Raw genomic sequence first — 19,756 nt, forward strand, 5'->3', positions numbered from 1 at the left:
CACGTTCTTGAGTACTGGCAACACAGCATGTGTGGAGGAGAGCTCAGGTGAGCACGAACGACGGGCCCGGCGGCGTTCCCCCGGAGCAGTCTCCGGAGCGGACCTCTGTCTTCCGGGCCGACTTCCTGGCCGAAGCCGAAGGTCGCGAGCCCGCCCCGGAGGCCCCGGTCCAGGGTGTCGACGCGCTGCCCCCGGGTTCGGCGCTGCTGGTCGTGAAGCGCGGGCCGAACGCGGGTTCGCGGTTCCTGCTCGACCGCGACACCACCAGCGCCGGGCGGCACCCGGACAGCGACATCTTCCTCGACGACGTCACGGTCTCCCGCCGGCACGCCGAATTCCGGCGTGAGGGCGGCGAGTTCGTCGTCATCGACGTCGGCAGCCTCAACGGCACCTACGTCAACCGCGAGCCGGTCGACCAGGCCGTGCTCGCCGGCGGCGACGAGGTGCAGATCGGGAAGTTCCGCCTGGTCTTCCTGACCGGCCCGGGGCACGGGGGCCAGGGGGCGCAGTGACGGCGGCCGGACGGCCACAACGTGACGGGTTGAGCATCGGGGCCGTTCTCGCGCAGCTGCGCGGCGACTTCCCCGATGTCACCATCTCCAAGATCCGGTTCCTCGAAGCGGAAGGCCTGGTCCAGCCGGGCCGCACGCCTTCGGGGTACCGGCAGTTCGCCGCGGCGGACGTGGAGCGTCTCAGGTTCGTCCTGGCCGCCCAGCGGGACCACTACCTCCCGTTGAAGGTCATCAAGGAACAGCTGGACGCGGCGGACTCGGGCAACGGGACCGCCGCGGCCCTGCCCCGCCCGCCGCGCCGGCTGGTGCCGATCGACGCGCCGGCCGAGAACGTCGGCCTGCCCGTGGCGGACGACTTCGCCGCGGGCAAGGAGCTGCGCCTGACCCAGGAGGAGCTCCTGGACCAGGCGGGCATCGACGCCGCCGCGCTGGCCGAGCTGCAGCAGTACGGCCTGGTCCGGCCCGGCCCCGCCGGGTTCTTCGACCCGGACGCGGTGCTGGTCGCGCGGACGGTGAAGGCGATGACCGAATTCGGGATCGAACCGAGACACCTGCGTGCCTTCCGCGCCGCGGCCGACCGCGAGGTCGGGCTGCTGGAGCAGATCGTGACGCCGGTGTACCGGCACCGTGACCCGGAGGCCAAGTCCCGGGCCGACGAGGTGGTGCGGGAGCTCGCGGCACTGTCCGTGACCCTGCACACGCTCCTCGTCAAGGCCGGAATCCGTGGCGTCGCCGGGTGTTGATCGATAACGGGGCAGTGAGATCCTCTTTGCGGTCCCATGTCAATGACTGAATGTTCGGCACCGCATGCCGTACCGTGAAGGCACGGGTTTGCGGCAGGCGAACCGAGAGAGTCCGGACAGCGAGCACAGCGCACGGATGACGGGTAGCGTCGACAGTGGCGGCGCGGAACCGTTTCGGCGCTGCAGCCCGTGTGCACGAGAGGGAGGCGAAGCCCGATGAGCGAAATGCGCGTCGTCGGTGTGCGGGTCGAGCTGCCCGCGAATCAGCCGATCTTGTTGCTGCGGGAGACCGAAGGCGAACGGTACCTGCCGATCTGGATCGGCTCGGTCGAGGCCACCGCCATCGCCTTGGAGCAGCAGGGGGTCCGGCCGGCCCGCCCGCTCACGCATGACCTGCTGAAAGAGGTCATCGGAGCGCTCGGCCGGGAGCTCGAGCAGGTCGTCATCACCGACCTCAAGGAAGGCACCTTCTTCGCGGAGCTCGTCTTCGACGGCGACATCCGGGTGTCCGCCCGGCCGAGCGACTCGGTCGCGCTGGCCCTGCGGATCGGCGTCCCCATCCACGCCGTGGACTCGGTGCTGGAGGAAGCCGGCCTGATCATCCCGGACGAGCAGGAAGACGAAGTCGAGAAGTTCCGCGAGTTCCTCGACTCGGTTTCCCCGGAAGACTTCCGCGGTGCGGATACGTAAGACCTTGCCTTGACGCGGACGTCAACGTCTAGCGTCGAAGCATGCGGATCGGAGAACTTGCGCAGCGCACGGGCGTCACCACCCGTGCGCTGCGGTTTTACGAGGACCAGGGCCTTCTGCAGGCCCGGCGCTCGGCGAACGGCTACCGCGAATACGACGAGGACGACCTGCAGCTGGTCCAGGAGATCCAGACCCTGCAGACGGTCGGCCTCACCCTCGAGGAGACCCGCCCGTTCGTCGAGTGCCTGCGCAGCGGCCACGAGACCGGCGATTCCTGCCTGAGCTCCATCGAGGTCTACCGCCGCAAGCTGGAAGAAGCCGACGCCCTCCTTGCCCGCCTCGGCGGCATCCGCGGCGAGCTGGCCGCCAAGCTTGCCGCCGCCCTCGCCCGGCAGGCGCCCGATCCGTGTGTCGTGCCCGCATCCCCGCGCCCCTGAAGGAGTCCGCCGTGCCCGAAGTCCTCGAAGTCACCGACAGCAGCTTCGCCGAGGTCCTGAGCAGCGACGTTCCTGTGCTCGTCGAGTTCTGGGCCACCTGGTGCGGCCCCTGCCGGATGGTCGGCCCGGTGCTGGCGCAGCTGGCCGCCGAGCGGGACGGCGAGCTCGCCGTCCGCAAGCTCAACGCCGACGAGAACCCGGAGACCACCCGCTCCTACCAGGTCATGTCCCTGCCCACGATGATCCTCTTCCGCGGCGGCGAGCCGGTCGAGACGATCGTCGGCGCGTTCCCGAAGGCCCGCATCGAAGACCGCCTCGACCGGGCGCTCACGGTGCCGTCGCTTTGACGAACGTGTCCGCCACCTCGCGCCCGTACTTTTCGAGGTCCAGCGAAGGGTCGGCCGCGTAGGCCGCGGCGACGCCGTCGACGGCCTGCGCGATCGACATCGCCATCACCTCGGGGGTGAAGGTGCCGAACACGCCCTCGGACTGGCCCTGCTTGAGCTGACTGGCCAGCCCGTGCACGCGCAGGTCGTCGACCAGCACCTTCGTCATCACCCAGCCGTCGGCGTCGTCGGCGTTGGCGGCCAGCTCCGACAGCGCCCGGACGCACTCCGGGTAGGCCCGCAGGAACGCGATCGACGTCTCGATGTGCGCCCGCAGGTAACCGGGCCGGTCGGCCGGGTCGAGGCCGCCGCCGGTGCGCTCGGTCAGGAACGCGCCCTTCGTCTCGACGACCGTGCTGAGCACGGCCTGCATCAGGCCGGCCTTGTTCGTGAAGTGGTACGAGATCAGCCGGGTGCTGCTGAGCCCGGCGCGTTCCTTGATCTTGGCGAAGGTGGTCCGGTGGTAACCGAGGTCGGCGAGGACGCCGATGGTCGCGCCGATGATCTGGGCCCGGCGCGCGGCCTCGGCCGGGCTGAGCCCCATCTCGGCCATGAGGTCGGTGTTTACTTGCATGAGTAAAAAGTTACTCGGCTGAGTAAAAGCGGTCAAGTGTTTGGATCACGCCGGAGGGGGTACGGCGAACGGCTCAAAGGCTCAGCCGACCGTTGAGCGTTGCCGCGCGTCGCGTTGACCGGCACTGTCCGGGCGCTTACCGTCGAAGGAGGGAAATCGCCACGGTGTGATTAACGGTCTGGGGCCGGATCGTGGCGGTTGATCTCCGGCGGGTCCCGCTCCTGGGACCGTCCGGCTGTCATTCGCCGGCCGTCAGGTCGGGCGAGGGGAGGCTTGCGTGGTCGAGGCTGGTTCCGAGAAGCAGCCTGTCGAGGTCGCGACTGGTGAGCAGGGGGAATTGTTCCCCGACAACTCGCTGCCCGACGAGCTGGTGGGGTACCGCGGTCCGGCGGCGTGCCAGATCGCCGGCATCACCTACCGCCAGCTCGACTACTGGGCCCGGACCAAACTGGTCGCGCCCAGCATCCGCACCGCGCACGGCTCCGGCTCGCAGCGGCTGTACTCGTTCAAGGACATCCTGGTCCTCAAGGTCGTCAAGCGCCTGCTCGACACCGGCGTCTCGCTCCAGAACATCCGGGTCGCGGTCGACCACCTGCGCGTCCGCGGCGTCCGCGACCTGGCCCGGGTGACGCTGTTCTCCGACGGCACCACGGTCTACGAGTGCACGTCCCCGGAGGAGATCGTCGACCTGCTCCAGGGCGGCCAAGGCGTCTTCGGCATCGCGGTCAGCGGAGCCATGCAGGAAATCAGCGGCACGATCCACGAGTTCCCGGCCGAACGCGCCGACGGCGGCATCGTCGAGACGCACGAACCGGACGAACTCACCCAGCGCCGCAACGCCCGCAAGACCGGTTGATCACCACTGCGACGGACAGAGTAAGGTTCACCGTGCGGTCGACGAGTCCGCGCGGGAGAGTCCGAGCCACACCTTGAGCTCGGCGCCGAAGGAGCAAGTCCTCCCCGGAACCTCTCAGGCACCCAGGACCGCGCGGACGAGACGCCTCTGGAAAGCGGGTCGTCAGGACACACCCTGATGGCCCCGCCGACGGTGCAAGCCCGGGTCAACCTACGGGCGAAACTCTCAGGCGCCCCTTTGGGGTCAGACAGAGCGGGGAGGACCAGGACATCGCCGTCCCGGTCCAGCCCCGCTGTCCCCAGGAGGCCATCGTGGAACCCTCACTCGCCTCCCTGGAACAGGGCATCCCGTTCGCCGACCGGCACATCGGGCCCGGGGCCGAAGACCTCCGGCGCATCCTCGACGTCATCGGCGTCGCCTCCCTCGACGAACTCGCCGAACGGGCCGTCCCCGCGTCGCTGCGGGCCTCCGCGCAGCCCCTCGAACTGCCGCCCGCCGCCTCCGAAGCCCAGGCCCTCGCCGAACTGCGGGAACTCGCGGCCCGGAACCAGCCGATGGCGCAGATGATCGGGCTCGGCTACCACGACACCGTCACCCCGCCCGTCATCCGGCGGAACGTCCTCGAGAACCCGGCCTGGTACACCGCCTACACGCCCTACCAGCCGGAGATCTCCCAAGGGCGGCTCGAAGCGCTGCTCAACTTCCAGACCATGATCGCCGACCTGACCGGGCTCCCCATCGCCAACGCGTCCCTGCTCGACGAGGCCACCGCGGCCGCCGAGGCGATGACGCTCGTGCGCCGGGCGGGGCGAACCCGGTCCACCCGGTTCGTCGTCGACGAGGACACCCTCCCGCAGACCCTCGCCGTGCTCCGGACCCGGGCCGAACCGCTCGGCATCGAGCTGGTCGTCGAGGACCTCTCCCAGGGACTCACCGGCCTCGGGCTCGGCGGCGACTTCTTCGGGATCCTGCTGGCCTACCCGGGCGCGTCCGGCGCGGTCCGCGAACTCGACCTCACCATCGCCGACGCCAAGAAGCACGGCGCGGCCGTCATCGTCGCCGCCGACCCGCTCGCTCTCACCCTGCTGCGGCCGCCGGGCGAGCTCGGCGCCGACGTCGCCGTCGGGTCGACGCAGCGGTTCGGCGTCCCGCTCGGCTTCGGCGGCCCGCACGCCGCCTACCTCGCCGTCCGGAAGGGCCTCGAACGGCAGCTGCCTGGCCGGCTGGTCGGCGTCTCGAAGGACGCCGACGGGACGCCCGCGTACCGGCTCGCCCTGCAGACCCGCGAGCAGCACATCCGCCGCGAGAAGGCGACCTCGAACATCTGCACCGCGCAGGTGCTCCTGGCCGTGATGGCGTCGATGTACGCGGTGTACCACGGGCCCGACGGGCTGCGGTCGATCGCGCTGCGCGCCCACCGGATGGCCACCGTGCTGGCGGCGGGCCTCTGCGAAGGTGGCGTCGAGGTGGTGCACGGCGAGTTCTTCGACACCGTCATCGCGGCCGTGCCCGGGCGCGCGGCCACGGTCGTCGCGGCGGCCCGCGACCTCGGCGTCAACCTGCGACACGTCGACGACGATCACGTCGGCATCGCCTGCGACGAGACCACCACCCGCGAACGGCTCTCCTTGGTGTGGAAAGCGTTCGGTATCTCGGTGTCCGATGTGGACGGCCTCGACGCGGACACCGCCGACGCGCTCCCGGCCCCGCTGCGCCGGACGAGCGCGTACCTCACCCACCCGGTGTTCCACGCGCACCGCTCGGAAACCGCCATGCTGCGCTACCTCCGGCAGCTGGCGGACAAGGACGTCGCCCTCGACCGCAGCATGATCCCGCTCGGCTCGTGCACCATGAAGCTCAACGCCACCGCCGAAATGGAGCCGGTCACCTGGCCGGAGTTCGCCGGGCTGCACCCGTTCGCGCCCGCCGAGGACGCCGCCGGGCTGCTCGACGTGGTGGCCGGCCTCGGCGCCTGGCTCGCCCGGATCACCGGCTACGACACGGTTTCGCTGCAGCCCAACGCCGGCAGCCAGGGCGAGTTCGCGGGCCTGCTCGCCATCCGCGCCTACCACCGCTCCCGCGGCGAGCACGCCCGGGACGTCTGCCTCATCCCGGCCAGCGCCCACGGCACCAACGCGGCCAGCGCCGTCATGGCGGGCCTGCGGGTGGTCGTCGTCCGGTGCGACGACGACGGCGACATCGACCTCGCGCACCTCAAGTCCACTGTGGACGACCACCGCGCCGACCTGGCCGCGATCATGCTCACCTACCCGTCGACGCACGGCGTCTACGAGGACACCGTCGGCGAGGTGTGCGCGGCGGTGCACGACGCGGGCGGCCAGGTGTACGTCGACGGCGCCAACCTCAACGCGCTGATCGGCGTCGCCCAGTACGGCCGGTTCGGCGCCGACGTCTCGCACCTCAACCTGCACAAGACGTTCTGCATCCCGCACGGCGGCGGCGGGCCCGGCGTCGGCCCGGTCGGCGTCCGCGCGCACCTCGCGCCGTTCCTGCCGAACCACCCGCTCCAGCCGGCGGCCGGCCCGGCCACCGGCGTCGGCCCGGTCAGCGCGGCGCCGTGGGGCAGCGCGTCGATCCTGCCGATCTCGTGGGCCTACGTCCGGATGATGGGGGCCGAGGGCCTCCGCCGGGCGACGCTGGTCGCGGTGGCCAACGCGAACTACGTCGCCCGCCGCCTCGCCGGCCACTACCCGGTGCTGTACGCCGGCCGCGAAGGGCTCGTCGCGCACGAGTGCGTCCTCGACCTGCGGCCGCTGACGAAGGCCACCGGCGTCACCGTGGACGACGTCGCCAAGCGGCTGGCGGACTACGGGCTGCACGCGCCGACGATGTCGTTCCCCGTCGCCGGGACGCTGATGGTGGAGCCGACGGAGAGCGAGGACCTCGCCGAGCTCGACCGCTTCTGCGCCGCGATGATCGCGATCCGCGGCGAGATCGACCGCGTCGCGACGGGGGAGTGGCCCCTGGAAGAGTCGCCGCTGCGGCAGGCGCCGCACACCGCGCGGTGCGTCGCCGGCGAATGGGACCGGCCGTACAGCCGCGAGACGGCGGCGTTCCCCAACGGGCCGGGCACGCCGAAGGTCTGGCCGCCGGTCCGGCGCATCGACGGCGCGGCGGGCGACCGGAACCTCGTCTGCTCCTGCCCGCCCCCGGCGGCCTTCGCGGACCGGTCACAGGAACGCGGGGTAGGTTGACGCCCATGGTGAGCAGGCACGGTCCTGATCGGACGTCCGTGGTCGTGACCGGCGGGAGCGGCTTCATCGGCCGGGCCGTCGTGCGCGCCCTCCGCGACCGGGGCGTGCCGGTCACCGTCGTGGACCGGGTTCCCTTTCCCGGGGACGCCACCGGCGTTCGCGTGGTGACCGGTGACCTGCGCGAGGCGGCGGTCCGCGAGGAGGCCGTGACGCGGGAGACCGCCGGGATCGTGCACCTGGCCGCGCTGACCTCGGTGCTGAAGTCGGTCGAGCTGCCGGAGGACACCTTCGCCGACAACGTCCTCGTCACCCAGGAGCTCATCGAACTCGCGCGCCGCCACGAGGTGCCGAAGTTCCTGCTCGCCTCGACCAACGCCGTGATCGGCAACGTCGGTTCCGCGACCATCACCCCGGACCTCCCGCTGCGCCCGCTGACGCCCTACGGTGCGACCAAGGCGGCGTGCGAGATGCTGCTGTCGGGGTACGCCGGCGCGTACGGGATGACGACCTGTGCGTTGCGGTTCACCAACGTCTACGGCCCGGGAATGTCCCACAAGGACAGTTTCGTGCCGCGGATGATGCGGGCCGCGCTGGCCGGCACCGGCGTCAAGGTCTACGGCGACGGCCGCCAGTGCCGCGACCTCGTGCACGTCGACGACGTCGTCCGTGCCGTCCTGCTGGCCTTGGACAGCGGCTACTCCGGCCGCGCGATCGTCGGCGCCGGGCGCTCGGTGTCCGTGCTGGAGATGGTCGAGGCCGTGCGCGAGGTGACCGGCGCCGAGCTGCCGGTCGAGCACGTCGAGGCGCCCGCCGGGGAGATGCCCGCGGTCGTCGTCGACGTCTCGGCGAGCGCGGAGACCATCGGCTACCGGCCGGAGGTGTCGCTGACCGACGGCCTCGCGACAGCCTGGAAGTACTTCTCCGGCCTCGCGAACCAGTGACTTCTTTCCTGAGCCGGCACTGGCTGCTGCTCCTGCTCCTCGTCCCGGCGATCACGCTCCGGGTGCTGACCTGGCTGGCCTACCGGCCCGCGCTGCTGTTCATCGATTCCTTCCGCTACCTCGACAACCTGCACGCCCTGCGCGCCGACCAGCTCGACCCGATCGGCTACGACCTGGTGCTGCGCCCGCTGCTGGCCGTCGGCGGCCTCGCCTGGGTCGCGGCGGTCCAGCACGTCGGCGGGATCCTCATCGCGGTCGGCGTCTACGGGCTCGTCCTGCGCCTCGGCGGCCGTCCGTGGGTCGGCGCGCTCGCCGCCGCGCCGGTGCTGCTCGACGCGTACCAGCTGCAGATCGAGCAGAACATCATGTCCGAGGTGACGTTCGAGGCCGTCCTCCTCGGGCTCCTCTGGCTGCTGCTCGGCTGGGGTACCCCGGGCTGGAAGCGCGCCGGCGCCGCGGGCCTGCTGCTCGGGTTCGGCGTGCTGACGCGGCTGATCGGCATCTCGCTGGCGTTGCCGCTGCTGGTCTTCCTGGTCGTCGCCGGGGGAGCGTGGCGGCAGTGGGCGGGCTGGCGCCGGGCCGGTATCGGCCTCCTCGGCCTGCTCGCCGTGCTCGTGCCGTACTCGGCGCGGGTGCATGCCGAGACCGGGAAGTGGGGCCTGACCGGGCCGTCCGGGAACATGCTCTACGGCCGCACCGCCGCCGTCGCCGACTGCGCGAACCTCCACCTCGCCCCGCAGCTGCAGGTGTTCTGCCCGGCCGAGCCCCGCGAAACCCGGCTCGTCGACAACTACACCCACGCCGACCTCGACCCGAACTGGCCCGGCCCGCTGCCCCCGGGCGCGGACAAGGCGGCGCTGGCGCACGAGTTCGCCATCGACGTCCTGAAGGCGCAGCCCGGTGACATCGCCGACGCGATCCTGACCGACTTCGCGAAGAGCTTCGCCTGGACGCGCGAGCAGGATCCGACCGACGTCCCCCTGGACCGCTGGCAGTTCCAGCTCACCTACCCCCAGTGGGCCGACCAGTCGCTGATCGACCTGGTCACGCTGCAGAACGACGGCGTCGTCGCGCACGTCGACCAGCCACTGGCGAAGATCCTCCGCGACTACCAGCTCGGCGGCGGGTACGTCTCCGGCGGGGTGCTGGGCCTCGGCGCGGTACTGGGCCTGCTGACGGTGTTCCGGCGCAGGAAACCCCTGGACCGCGCCCAGGCGGGGGCGCTGCTGGCGGCGTCGGGCGGCCTGGTCCTGCTCTTCGCCTCGGCGGTGTTCCAGTTCTCCTGGCGCTACCAGATCCCGGCGCTCGTGCTGTTCCCGGTCGCCGGAGCGCTCGGCTTCACCACGCTGACGTCGGCGAGCCGGAAGCGCCTCGCCGCCTTCCCCGACGACGTCGACCAGGGCGCGCTCGACGACTTCCGCGGCCGGCACCCGAACCTCGAACTGGCGCCGCTGACCGTCGTCATCGCCGCCTACAACGAGGCCGGCGGCATCGGCGAGGTCCTCGAGAAGATGCCGGACCAGTGCCTCGGGATGCCGGTCGACGTCCTCGTCGTCGTCGACGGCGGGACCGACGACACGGCCGCGATCGCCGAGGCGCACGGCGCGTACGTCTGCGTCGCGCCGCGCAACCGCGGCCAGGGCGCCGCCCTGCGGCTCGGCTACCACCTGGCGGCCGAGGCGGGCGCCGAGTACGTCGTGACGACCGACGCCGACGGCCAGTACGACAACAGCGAACTCGAGGCGCTCGTCCGCCCGGTCGCCGACGGCACCGCCGACTTCGTCACCGGCTCCCGGCGGCTCGGGCACGAGGAGGCCGACAGCCGCGTGCGGTGGCTCGGCGTGCGCGTCTTCGCGGTGCTGGCGTCGGTGCTCACCGCGCGGCGGATCACCGACACGTCGTTCGGCTTCCGCGCGATGCGAGCGGACCTCGCCTGCGCGGTCCCGCTGCGCGAGCCGCAGTACCAGTCGTCCGAGCTGCTGCTCGGCGTCACCGCGCGCGGCGCCCGGGTCACCGAGCTGCCGATGAGCATGCGGCTGCGCAAGGCGGGCAAGAGCAAGAAGGGCGGCAGCCTCGTCTACGGCGCCAACTACGCCCGCGTCATGACCGGGACGTGGTGGCGGGGGTACGTGCTGCGCCGCGGCCGAACACGAGCCGGTCGAGCAGGGTGAACTTGACGACGAACACGACCGCGTAGCTCGCGACGTACGCGCCGTCGACCAGCACGACCCACCAGAAGTGCGGCAGCGCCAGGGGCGCCAGCAGCGAGCCCGCGAGGGTCGTCAGGCCGATCGACGCCAGCCCGCCGAGCCCGATGACGGCCAGGTAGGGCAGCAGCTCGCGGCGGACCCGCGGCCGCCCGGTGCGGCCCCACACCCAGCGCCGGGTGACCAGGAAGTTCAGCACCGCCCCGGCCGCCCAGGCCGGCGCGCTCGCCACGGCCGGGGCCCCGCCGGCGGCGAGGACGGCGAGCAGCACGACCTGGCTGACGACGGTGGCCGCGACCGACGTCGTGGCGGCGCGCGCCAGCCGGGCCCACCCGCGGCGGCGCGTCTTCTCCGCCGTGCGGGGCCGCACGCCGTTGGTTACGGTCGTCATGTCCCCATCCTCCCCGCGGGCCGCCCGCGCCGCCGTCCGGCCCCCCTACGCATAGGAGATTCACAGGTCATTGCCAGGTCCTCATCAGCACGTGATCTATAGCGTTCGTGTGGCGTAAACGAGCAGGAAAGGCGGCACAATGCGTGTGCTGGTTCTCGGCGGTGACGGATATCTGGGCTGGCCGACCGCGCTGCACTTATCGGACAAAGGTCACGAGGTGGCCGTCCTCGACAATTTCGCGCGCCGCGGGTACGACGCCGAACTCGGCGTCGAAAGCCTGGTCCCGATCGAGCCGCTGAGCGACCGCATCGCCACCTGGCGCGAGGTCTCCGGCCGGACGATCACCAGCTACGAAGGCGACCTGCTCGACGCGGAGTTCCTGTTCGGGGCGGTGCGCGACTTCGCGCCGGACGCCGTCGTCCACTACGCCGAGCAGCGGTCGGCCCCGTATTCCATGATCGACCGCGAACACGCGGTGTACACGCAGCACAACAATGTGGTCGGGACGCTGAACCTGCTGTACGCGATCGCCGAGATCGACCCGGCGATCCACCTGGTGAAGCTCGGCACGATGGGCGAATACGGCACGCCGAACATCGACATCGAAGAGGGCTGGCTGGAACTCGAACACAACGGCCGCGCCGACCGCGTGCTGTTCCCGAAACGGCCGGGTTCCTTCTACCACCTGACGAAGGTCCACGATTCGCACAACATCGAATTCACCTGCCGCGCGTGGGGACTGCGCGCCACGGACCTCAACCAGGGCATCGTGTACGGCCAGCAGACGCCGCAGACGGCGCTCGACCCGCGCCTGGCGACCCGGTTCGACTACGACGCGGTGTTCGGCACGGTGCTGAACCGGTTCGTCATCCAGGCGGTGCTGGGCCAGCCGCTCACGGTGTACGGCAAGGGCGCGCAGACCCGCGGCCTGATCGACATCCGCGACACGGTCGAGTGCATCCGCCTCGCCGTCGAGCACCCGGCGGCGGCCGGGGAGTTCCGGGTGTTCAACCAGATGACCGAGAGCATGTCCGTGGCGGGCATCGCCGAACTGGTGGCCGACCGGTTCCCCGGCCCGGTGCAGATCGAGCAGCTGGAGAACCCGCGCACCGAGGCGCCGGAGCACTACTACAACGTCAAGCACACCGGGCTGGTCGGCCTGGGCCTGGAGCCGCACCTGCTGTCGGACACGCTGATCGAGTCGATGTTCGACATCGTGGGAGCCAACAAGCACCGGGTGAACCCGGAGAAGCTGCGCCCGACGGTCCGCTGGCGGGGCGCGCTGAAGGCCTAGCCCCCGCTGTCGTGAGTGGTAAGACGAGTTCTAACGCGCCTTACCACTCACGACGGGCTGGTCAGCCGGGGAGCTTGTCGAGGAAGCCGTGCACCTTGGCGATCTTCCCGGCTTCGAGCTCGACGACGTCGAACCCGATGGCGACGGGCTCGGCACCCGGGGTGCCGAGGTACCACTGGAAGCGCGCGAGGTCGTGGTGCGCGTCGGGCTCGGCGGGCAGGCTGAAGGTGAGCCCGCCGAACTGCGCCTGCGCCCCGGCGACGAACTGGTCGATCCCGTCGTGCCCGGCGACGGCACCGAGCGGGTCGGTGTAGCCGGCGTCGGCGGTGAAGACGTCGGCGACGAGGGCCCGCCGCTTGTCGGCGTCGGTCTCGTTCCAGACGGCGATGTACTGCTCGACGAGGGTGCGGACGTCGGTCATGGTGGATCCTTTCGTTGGGGGACAACGGGTTCGTCGTCCCTGCGCTGAGGACCACTCTGTCGGCTCGGCCGCGGCCCGTCGATTACGCGAGAGGTAATGCCGGTGCGGCGAAATCCGGTGGCGTGCCGCAGGACACTGGACCGGTGGAGGAAGATCCGGACGACGCGTGGCACGCCAAGCCGGGGCCGGCCGACCCCGCGCTGGTTCGCGAGGTGCTCGCCGCGGCCCGCGCCGAGCGGCCGTCCGCACCGCTGGAGCGGGTGGCCGTGGCGGCCTACGCAGCCGGTGTCACGCCGCTCGGCCTGATGCGGGCCTGCTACGCGGCTCAGGACACGGTCGTCGCCGAATCGGCGGCGGCCGACGACGACCCGGCCTGGGAGGCCCTGCTGGACCTCATGGACCGGCTCACCGGCTTCTGCCCGCCCGGCGCGGAGATCGGGCCATTACCCCCGAAGTAATGGCAGCGGCTCCAAGATCGCCGTAGCGTCACCCGCGTGACGACCATGGTGCAGGCGCGGCCCGTCGGTGAGCTGCTGCGGGAATGGCGGGACCGGCGCCGGATCAGCCAGCTCGATCTGGCGATTTCGGCGGACATCTCCACCCGCCACCTCAGTTTCGTGGAGACCGGCCGGTCCAAGCCGAGCCGGGACATGGTGCTGCGGCTCGGCGAGCACCTCGACGTGCCGCTGCGGGACCGCAACCGGCTGCTGCTCGCCGCCGGGTACGCGCCCGCCTACACCGAAACCGCGCTCGGGGATCCCGAACTGGACGCCGTCCGGCGGGCCGTCCGGCAGCTGCTCGCGGGGCACGATCCCTACCCGGCCGCCGTCGTCGACCGGAACTGGAACCTCGTCGACGCCAACGCCGGTGTCGGGCTCTTCGTCGCCGGTGTCGCGCCCGAGCTGACCACCAACGTGCTGCGCGCGACCCTGCACCCCGACGGGATGGCTCCGCACATCCTCAACCTGGGGGAGTGGCGCGCCCACCTGCTCGGCCGGCTGCGGCGGCAGGTGAGCCAGACCGCCGACGCCGGGCTCGCCGAACTCCTCGACGAGCTGCGCGGGTACCCCTGCGACCAGCCGGTGCCCGAGGTCGAGGTGCCGGGGCCGGGGGACATCTTCGTGCCGCTGAAATTCCGCCACGAGGGCACCGACCTGGCCTTCTTCAGCACGGTCGCCACGTTCGGCACCCCGCTGGACATCACCGTGGCCGAGCTGGTGATCGAGTCGTTCTTCCCGGCCGACCCGGCGACGGCGGCATACCTGCGCGAGCGGGCCGCCTCGGTGGGATGATGGGGTTCCGCGCAGCATCCGAAGTGAGGATCACCGGTTGATGGCCGTCCCGCCTTCGCTCGCCCTGTCCGACGGAGTCCGCATCCCCCAGCTGCTGTTCGGCGTCGCGGACCTGTCCGCGGCCGAAACCGGCCGGGCCGTCCGCATCGCCCTCGACACCGGCTACCGCGGCATCGACGTCACGCCCGGGACCGAGGCGGCGGTGGGCGCGGTGCTCGCCGCGGCGGACGTGCCGCGCGAGGAGCTGTTCGTCAGCGTGCACGTGCCCGCGCAGGGCTACGACACCGCCCGCCGGGCGGCCGACCAGGCGCTGGCGGCCCTGCAGCTCGACCGCGTCGACCTGTGCCTGCTGGACGGCACGAAGGGCGCGTTCACCGACACCTGGCGCGCGCTGAGCCGGCTGCGCGCCGACGGCCGGGCCCGCGTCCTCGGCGTGGCCGGGTTCGGCGGCTCCGAGCTGCGCCGGCTGATCGACGCGACCGGCTCGGTCCCCGCGGTCAACGAGGTCGAGCTGCACCCGTGGCTGCAGCAGCTCCCGCTGCGCGAGTTCCACGCCGAGCGCGGCATCGTGACGGCGGCGGCCAGCCCGGCGGCGAACACGGCCCTGCTGTCCGACGAGACGGTCACGGCGCTCGCGGCGAAGTACGGCAAGACACCGGCGCAGATCGTGCTCCGCTGGCACCTGCAGAACGACACGGTCGCCGTGGCGGCGTCAGCCACGACGACCCGGATCCGCGAGAACTTCGGCGTCTTCGACTTCGAGCTGGCCGACGACGACATCGCCGTGGTGGCCGAGCTCGACAACGGAACGCGCGTCTAAGCGGACTTGATCCCGGCGGCCGCGAAATCGGCCTGCTGTGCGGGCTGCTCCAGGTACTCGCGGAACGTCTGGGCGGCGCGCAGCGCGGTGTCGTCGATGCCCGGTCCGGCGAGCCCGATGAACGGGTAGTCCGCCGAGCGGGCGTTCGCCACCGACTGGGCCGGCGAGCCGATCATCTCCGGCTTCTTCGTGGTCAGCTCGCTCACCCAGTACGACGACTCGGGCAGCCAGGCCGCCGGGAGCCCGCCGATGGAATCGAGGTTGGCCCGGCCGACCAGTGCGTCGAGCACCTGCGCGGAGGGCTTGGCGTCGATCGCGATGCGCACGCACTTGCCGTGCACGACGGTGGCGGCCTGGTTCCAGCGGTCGGCGGCCGCGGAGAGCGGCTTCTGCACGCTGGGCGTGACGACGATCCGCATCTGCGCGGTGCCGCCGTCGCAGCTGGCGGCCTGCGCCTCGGCGCGGCTGTTGAGCTCGTTGTCGGCCCAGTTCCAGCCGACGATGCCGAGCCCGATCAGGACGGCCAGCACGAGGCATGCGATCGGCCAGGTGGCGATCCGGCGGCGCGGCGCCTTCTTGCCGACGATCCGGTGTGAGCCGGTGGCCTCGCCCTTGCCGAGCACGCGGTGCGAGCCGGTGCCCTCGCTGCGCCCGGTGCGCTGCGGCCCGGTGCTGTCGGTGCGGCCGGCGCGCTGCGGGCCGGTGGTGTCGCTGCGCTCGGCGGTCCGGAGGGCAACGGTGCTCTCGCTGTGTCCCGCCGTCCGGGTGTCGCTGTCGTCGCTCCGGGTGGCGACGTCGCCGGGGGAGTCGTCCTGCCGGGTGATGACCTCGGTCCGCTCGGCGGCGGACTCGGGCTGCCGGGCGGCGGCGCGCTTGCCACGGCGGGGGCGGGTGCCCGGGTCGGCGACCGCGAGGTAGGCGGTGGTGACCTCGGCGCTGTTCTCGGCGGGGGCCTGGCGGCGGGGGGCGCGCGTGCTGATGGGTTCCTCGCCCCGGCGGGCGGGGTGCGTCGTGGTGGACACGGCGGGATGGGAACCCGAGGTTTCGCCGCGGCGGGCCGGGTGCGTCGCCGTGACGGCGGGAACGTCGACGCGGTTCGCGACCGGGTAGGAGCCGGACGCCTCACCACGCCGCGGGGCACGGGTCACCGTCGGCTCGCCGCGGCCCACGACCGGGTACGAACCCGAGGCCTGACCTCGGCTCGCGACCGGGTAGGCCCCGGACGCCTCGCCCCGGCGACCGGCCGGCGGCGGGCCGCTCGGCTCCGGTGGGAACCCCGGTGCCTCGGCCCCTTCCGTGAAGAAGGCCGAACCGGACGACTCGCGAGGAGCACCGGCCGCGCGGCCCGCGATCCCGAAGGCGTCGGAAATGGAGCTGCGCCCCGGGGTGCGGAAGGCACCGGACGCCTCGCTGCGGCCCTCGGCGGGCACGCGCGGCGTGCGGTCCTGAGGGTGCGGCACCGGCTCCTCGTCCCGGTAGTGTCGCCCCATCCGTCATCCTTTCGGGGTGAGCGCATGCCAAGCACGCGCTGCTATGCAATCAAACCGTTATCACCCTAACAGGTGAGTATCGGTGAGAGAATAATCTGACTCACAGTGGCCCGTGCTCAGGGTGCTGCGCTGACCAGGCGATGGCAATGCGCAATCAGGCGATGACGCAGCGGCGCCGCCCGGCGGGCGAACTCCCCTTGGGCGCGGGCGTATTCGGCCCGGCCCCCGGCCGTCTCGATCCGCACCGGCTCGTAGCCGAGCGAGGCCAGGTCGTACGGGCTCGCCCGCATGTCCAGCGTCCGGATCTCGACCGCCAGCTCGAAGCAGTCCGCCACCAGCTCCGCCGGCACGAACGGGTCGAGCTTGTACGCCCATTTGAACAGATCCATGTTCGCGTGCAGGCACCCCGGCTGCTCGAGTGCGATCTGCGTCTCCCGCGAGGGCGTCAGCCCGTTCAACGGCCGCGCGGGCGCGGTGAAGAAGCGGAACGCGTCGAAGTGCCCGCACCGGATGTCCAGGGACTCGACGACCGCGTCGGTGCCCGCCGAGCCCAGCCGCAGCGGCACCTGGTCGTGCCGCACCGAATCCGCCGGCTCGCGGTAGACCATCGCCCATTCGTGCAGCCCGAAGCAGCTCAGCCGGGGCGGGCGGGACGCCGTCGCGGTCAGCAGGCGGAGGACGAACTCGGCCGTCCGCACCTTGCCCGCGCCGAACCCGGCGGGGTCCAGGACCACGCCGTCCGGTGCCGTGACGTACCCCTTGCGGTCCAGGAAGCGGCGCGCCGCGGGCCCGGCGAGCGCGATGCCGGGCCCGGGCTGCCACCGTTCGAGGTGCGACGGCCGGTACGAGTAGTAGGTGAACAGGAAGTCCAGCACCGGGTGCTTCTCGCCACGGGAGCGCCGCTCCTGGTGCGGGCCGGTCCACCGGCGCATCCGCGCGACGTGCGCCGCCTCCCGGGCGAGCCAGTCCGCCTCGGCGAGCACCTCGGTCATGCGCCCACGTGGGTGCCGTCGCGCACCGTGCCCACGTACTCCTCGACCAGGTCCTCGAGCGCGACGACGCCGACGGCGTTGCCGCCTTCGTCGAGCGCCCGCGCGAGGTGGCTGCGCTCCTTGCGCATCGCCGAAAGGGCGACGTCGAGCCGGGCGTCGGCCCGCAGTTCGGTGAGCGCGCGCGTCTTCGAGGCGGGCACGATCGTCCCCGGGTCCTGCCCGGCGAGGTCCAGGATGTCCTTGACGTGGATGTAGCCGGTCAGGCGCCCGTCGTCGGTGCACACCGGGAACCGCGAGAACCCGGTGGACGACACGGCCTTCTCGACCTCGCCGACCGTCGGCCCGCAGGGGAGCGTGGTCAGCTCGGCGGTCGGCACCAGCACGTCGGCCACCGTCTTCTGCACCGACGACAGCGTCTGGGCGAGCCGCTGGTGCTCGGACTGGTCGAGCAGGCCCTCCCGCCGCGATTCGCTGAGCAGCTCGGCGAGCTCGTCGGACGTGTAGGCCGTTTCCAGCTCGTCCTTCGGCTCGACGCGGACCGCGCGCAGCAGCGAGTTGGCCACGAAGTTCAGCAGCCAGATGAACGGGTTGGCCACCTTCACCCACGCGACGTGCGCCGGCACCAGCCACAGCGCGAGCCGCTCGGGCTCGGCGATGGCGAGGTTCTTCGGCACCATCTCGCCGATCAGGACGTGGGCCACGGTGATGAACGCCAGCGCGATGGCGAACGAGATGGGGTGCAGCAGCGCTTCGGGCAGGCCCAGCAGGTCGAAGGCCGCCGACAGCCGGTGCGCGATGGCGGGCTCGCCGAGCCGCCCGAGCAGCAGCGAGCAGATGGTGATGCCCAGCTGCGCGCCGGCGAGCATCAGCGACACGTGCTTGCTCGCGTTGATGACGATCTTCGCGCGGGTCTTGCCCTGTTCGAGCAGCGCTTCGAGCCGGTCGCGCCGGGAGGAGATCAGCGTGAACTCCGCGCCGACGAAGAAGGCGTTGGCCAGCAGCAGGACGACGACGAGGGCGATGTTCAGCCAGTCGGTCACGAGGCCACCTCCGCGTCCGCGGCCGCTTCCTGAACGGGGCGGACCGGGGCGACCTCGACCTCGGCGATCCGCCGTTTGTCCATCGTGGTCACGGTGAGCAGCCAGCCGTCGACCTCGGTGGCGTCACCCTCGGCGGGGATCTTGCCCAGTCGTTCGAGGATCAGCCCGGCGATGGTTTCGTAGTCGCCGTCGGGCATCCGGAACCCGGTGACATCGGTGATCTCGTCGGCGCGCAGCTGCCCGGACACCAGCCAGCTGTCCGCGCCGACCTGCTGGGACGCCGGCGCCTCGCGCTCGTCGTGTTCGTCGCGGACGTCGCCGATGATCTCCTCGACGACGTCTTCCAGGGTCACCAGCCCGGCCGTGCCGCCGTACTCGTCGACGACGATGGCCAGCTGGAAGCGGGAGTCGCGCAGGCGCAGCAGCAGGTCGTCGCCGGGCAGCGACTCGGGCACGGTCGGCACCGGCCGCATGACCGAGCCGATCGGCACGGCGGCCCGGTCGGCGGCGGGCACGGCGAAGGCCTGCTTCACGTGCACGGCGCCGCGGACGTCGTCGAGGTCCTCGGCGTGCACCGGGAAGCGCGAGAACCCGGTGCGGCGGGAGATCTCGATGAGGTCCTCGACGGTGTCGTCGATCGCCAGCGATTCGAGCTGCACGCGCGGGGTCATCAGCTCCTCGGCGGTGCGCTCGCCGAACCGCAGCGAGCGGTCGAGCAGCTCGGCGGTGGACGTGTCGAGCGTGCCGCTCTCGGCGCTGGACCGCACGATCGAGCCCAGCTCCTGCGGCGAGCGGGCGGACCGCAGCTCTTCCTGCGGTTCGACGCCGAACTTGCGCACGAGGAAGTTCGCGCTGTTGTTCATCAGCGTGATGAGCCAGCGGAACAGCGCGGAGAACCGCGAGTGGTAGCCGGCGACCGCGCGCGCGGTCGGCAGCGGCCGGGCGATCGCGAGGTTCTTCGGCACCATCTCGCCGAGGATCATCGACAGCGAGGTGGCGATGACGAGCGCGAGCACGATCGACGCGCCCCCGGCGAACCCGGCCGGCAGGCCGACGGCGGTCAGCAGCGGGCGGACGAGCTCGCCGATCAGCGGCTCGGCCAGGTACCCGGTGACCAGCGTGGTCAGCGTGATCGCGACCTGGGCGCCGGAGAGCTGGAAGGACAGCGTCCGGTGCGCCTTCTGCACGGTCAGCGCGCGGCGGTCGCCGACCTGGCGGACGTTGGCGTCAACGGTGCTGCGTTCCAGCGCGGTCAGCGAGAACTCGGCGGCGACGGCGAGGCCGGTGCCGACGGTCAGCAGCACGAAGAGGAGGACGCCGAGCACGGCGAAGAGGATCTGGATCATTCCGCACCCGCTCGAGCGGCGGGGGACGAACCTATCGGACAGCCGGGTCGGTCACCCGGCCCGGTACTGTCACCGGGTGACTGCGCTGCGCGCACGAAACGGTCACTCC

The 19,756-nt window shown here is 71.8% G+C and carries 20 protein-coding genes and 1 riboswitch; of the genes, 13 read left to right on the forward strand and 7 right to left on the reverse strand.

Annotation, left to right across the window (positions count from 1 at the left end; genetic code table 11):
* Positions 1–47: 47 nt before the first annotated feature.
* The 5 genes from garA to trxA all read left to right on the forward strand — a co-directional run bounded on the left by garA (position 48) and on the right by trxA (position 2,729).
* Positions 48–512, forward strand: a complete 465-nt coding sequence (gene garA, locus OO60_RS01145) for a glycogen accumulation regulator GarA (protein WP_004559567.1) — start codon at positions 48–50, stop codon at positions 510–512.
* Positions 509–1,255, forward strand: coding sequence for a transcriptional regulator FtsR (ftsR, locus tag OO60_RS01150; protein ID WP_162186941.1), 747 nt, complete (start codon positions 509–511; stop codon positions 1,253–1,255). The genes garA and ftsR overlap by 4 nt, the downstream gene beginning before the upstream one ends.
* A 216-nt stretch (positions 1,256–1,471) precedes the next feature.
* Positions 1,472–1,945, forward strand: coding sequence for a bifunctional nuclease family protein (locus tag OO60_RS01155; RefSeq protein ID WP_004559569.1), 474 nt, complete (start codon positions 1,472–1,474; stop codon positions 1,943–1,945).
* Between the two features lie 41 nt (positions 1,946–1,986).
* Positions 1,987–2,382 carry a MerR family transcriptional regulator gene (locus OO60_RS01160; protein WP_004559570.1) on the forward strand — a complete coding sequence of 132 codons (396 nt, stop codon included), beginning with the start codon at positions 1,987–1,989 and terminating at the stop codon, positions 2,380–2,382.
* A gap of 11 nt (positions 2,383–2,393) precedes the next feature.
* Positions 2,394–2,729, forward strand: a complete 336-nt coding sequence (gene trxA / locus OO60_RS01165) for a thioredoxin (protein ID WP_004559571.1) — start codon at positions 2,394–2,396, stop codon at positions 2,727–2,729.
* On the opposite strand, the gene OO60_RS01170 is transcribed toward trxA, so the two are convergent.
* On the reverse strand, positions 2,710–3,342 hold the full coding sequence (locus tag OO60_RS01170; RefSeq protein WP_081656039.1) for a TetR/AcrR family transcriptional regulator: 633 nt from the start codon (positions 3,340–3,342) through the stop codon (positions 2,710–2,712). The two genes, trxA and OO60_RS01170, sit on opposite strands and share 20 nt — an antisense overlap.
* A 277-nt stretch (positions 3,343–3,619) precedes the next feature.
* Here OO60_RS01170 and OO60_RS01175 point away from each other — a divergent pair, with 277 nt between their 5' ends.
* The 4 genes from OO60_RS01175 (at position 3,620) to OO60_RS01190 (ending at position 10,525) form a co-directional block, all read left to right on the forward strand.
* Positions 3,620–4,198 carry a MerR family transcriptional regulator gene (locus OO60_RS01175; protein ID WP_033260631.1) on the forward strand — a complete coding sequence of 193 codons (579 nt, stop codon included), beginning with the start codon at positions 3,620–3,622 and terminating at the stop codon, positions 4,196–4,198.
* A 42-nt stretch (positions 4,199–4,240) separates the two neighbouring features.
* Positions 4,241–4,339: riboswitch (glycine riboswitch) on the forward strand.
* A gap of 170 nt (positions 4,340–4,509) precedes the next feature.
* Entirely contained in the window at positions 4,510–7,413 is a 2,904-nt protein-coding gene (gcvP, locus tag OO60_RS01180) for an aminomethyl-transferring glycine dehydrogenase (RefSeq protein WP_033260632.1), read from the forward strand.
* Positions 7,414–7,418: 5 nt separating this feature from the next.
* Entirely contained in the window at positions 7,419–8,354 is a 936-nt protein-coding gene (locus tag OO60_RS01185) for an NAD-dependent epimerase/dehydratase family protein (protein WP_033260633.1), read from the forward strand.
* Positions 8,351–10,525 carry a glycosyltransferase family 2 protein gene (locus tag OO60_RS01190; RefSeq protein ID WP_033260634.1) on the forward strand — a complete coding sequence of 725 codons (2,175 nt, stop codon included), beginning with the start codon at positions 8,351–8,353 and terminating at the stop codon, positions 10,523–10,525. The genes OO60_RS01185 and OO60_RS01190 overlap by 4 nt, the downstream gene beginning before the upstream one ends.
* On the opposite strand, the gene OO60_RS01195 is transcribed toward OO60_RS01190, so the two are convergent.
* On the reverse strand, positions 10,455–10,952 hold the full coding sequence (locus tag OO60_RS01195; protein WP_033260635.1) for a GtrA family protein: 498 nt from the start codon (positions 10,950–10,952) through the stop codon (positions 10,455–10,457). The two genes, OO60_RS01190 and OO60_RS01195, sit on opposite strands and share 71 nt — an antisense overlap.
* 139 nt (positions 10,953–11,091) lie before the next feature.
* Here OO60_RS01195 and OO60_RS01200 point away from each other — a divergent pair, with 139 nt between their 5' ends.
* Entirely contained in the window at positions 11,092–12,246 is a 1,155-nt protein-coding gene (locus tag OO60_RS01200; protein ID WP_033260636.1) for an NAD-dependent epimerase/dehydratase family protein, read from the forward strand.
* A 61-nt stretch (positions 12,247–12,307) separates the two neighbouring features.
* Here the strand turns inward: OO60_RS01200 and OO60_RS01205 are convergent, their stop codons facing one another.
* Positions 12,308–12,667 carry a nuclear transport factor 2 family protein gene (locus OO60_RS01205; protein WP_033260637.1) on the reverse strand — a complete coding sequence of 120 codons (360 nt, stop codon included), beginning with the start codon at positions 12,665–12,667 and terminating at the stop codon, positions 12,308–12,310.
* Between the two features lie 143 nt (positions 12,668–12,810).
* Here OO60_RS01205 and OO60_RS01210 point away from each other — a divergent pair, with 143 nt between their 5' ends.
* Genes OO60_RS01210 through OO60_RS01220 form a run of 3 tightly spaced genes read left to right on the forward strand, consistent with a single transcriptional unit; the run spans position 12,811 to position 14,779 of the window.
* On the forward strand, positions 12,811–13,125 hold the full coding sequence (locus tag OO60_RS01210; protein WP_033260638.1) for a hypothetical protein: 315 nt from the start codon (positions 12,811–12,813) through the stop codon (positions 13,123–13,125).
* Positions 13,126–13,170: 45 nt separating this feature from the next.
* Positions 13,171–13,959, forward strand: a complete 789-nt coding sequence (locus tag OO60_RS01215; protein ID WP_033260879.1) for a helix-turn-helix domain-containing protein — start codon at positions 13,171–13,173, stop codon at positions 13,957–13,959.
* Positions 13,960–13,999: 40 nt separating this feature from the next.
* Complete coding sequence (locus tag OO60_RS01220) at positions 14,000–14,779, forward strand: aldo/keto reductase (RefSeq protein WP_033260639.1); 780 nt, start codon at positions 14,000–14,002, stop codon at positions 14,777–14,779.
* Here the strand turns inward: OO60_RS01220 and OO60_RS01225 are convergent.
* From OO60_RS01225 to OO60_RS01240, 4 genes are all read right to left on the reverse strand, one after another.
* Positions 14,776–16,269 carry a hypothetical protein gene (locus tag OO60_RS01225; RefSeq protein WP_033260640.1) on the reverse strand — a complete coding sequence of 498 codons (1,494 nt, stop codon included), beginning with the start codon at positions 16,267–16,269 and terminating at the stop codon, positions 14,776–14,778. The genes OO60_RS01220 and OO60_RS01225 overlap by 4 nt on opposite strands.
* A gap of 116 nt (positions 16,270–16,385) precedes the next feature.
* Positions 16,386–17,261: a hypothetical protein gene (locus OO60_RS01230; protein ID WP_004562598.1), complete on the reverse strand. Its 876-nt coding sequence runs from the start codon at positions 17,259–17,261 to the stop codon at positions 16,386–16,388.
* Complete coding sequence (locus OO60_RS01235) at positions 17,258–18,301, reverse strand: hemolysin family protein (RefSeq protein ID WP_004562599.1); 1,044 nt, start codon at positions 18,299–18,301, stop codon at positions 17,258–17,260. The genes OO60_RS01230 and OO60_RS01235 overlap by 4 nt, the downstream gene beginning before the upstream one ends.
* On the reverse strand, positions 18,298–19,647 hold the full coding sequence (locus tag OO60_RS01240) for a hemolysin family protein (protein WP_033260641.1): 1,350 nt from the start codon (positions 19,645–19,647) through the stop codon (positions 18,298–18,300). The genes OO60_RS01235 and OO60_RS01240 overlap by 4 nt, the downstream gene beginning before the upstream one ends.
* Between the last annotated feature and the right edge of the window lie 109 nt (positions 19,648–19,756).

The organism is Amycolatopsis vancoresmycina, assembly GCF_000716785.1.
Lineage (GTDB): Bacteria > Actinomycetota > Actinomycetes > Mycobacteriales > Pseudonocardiaceae > Amycolatopsis > Amycolatopsis vancoresmycina.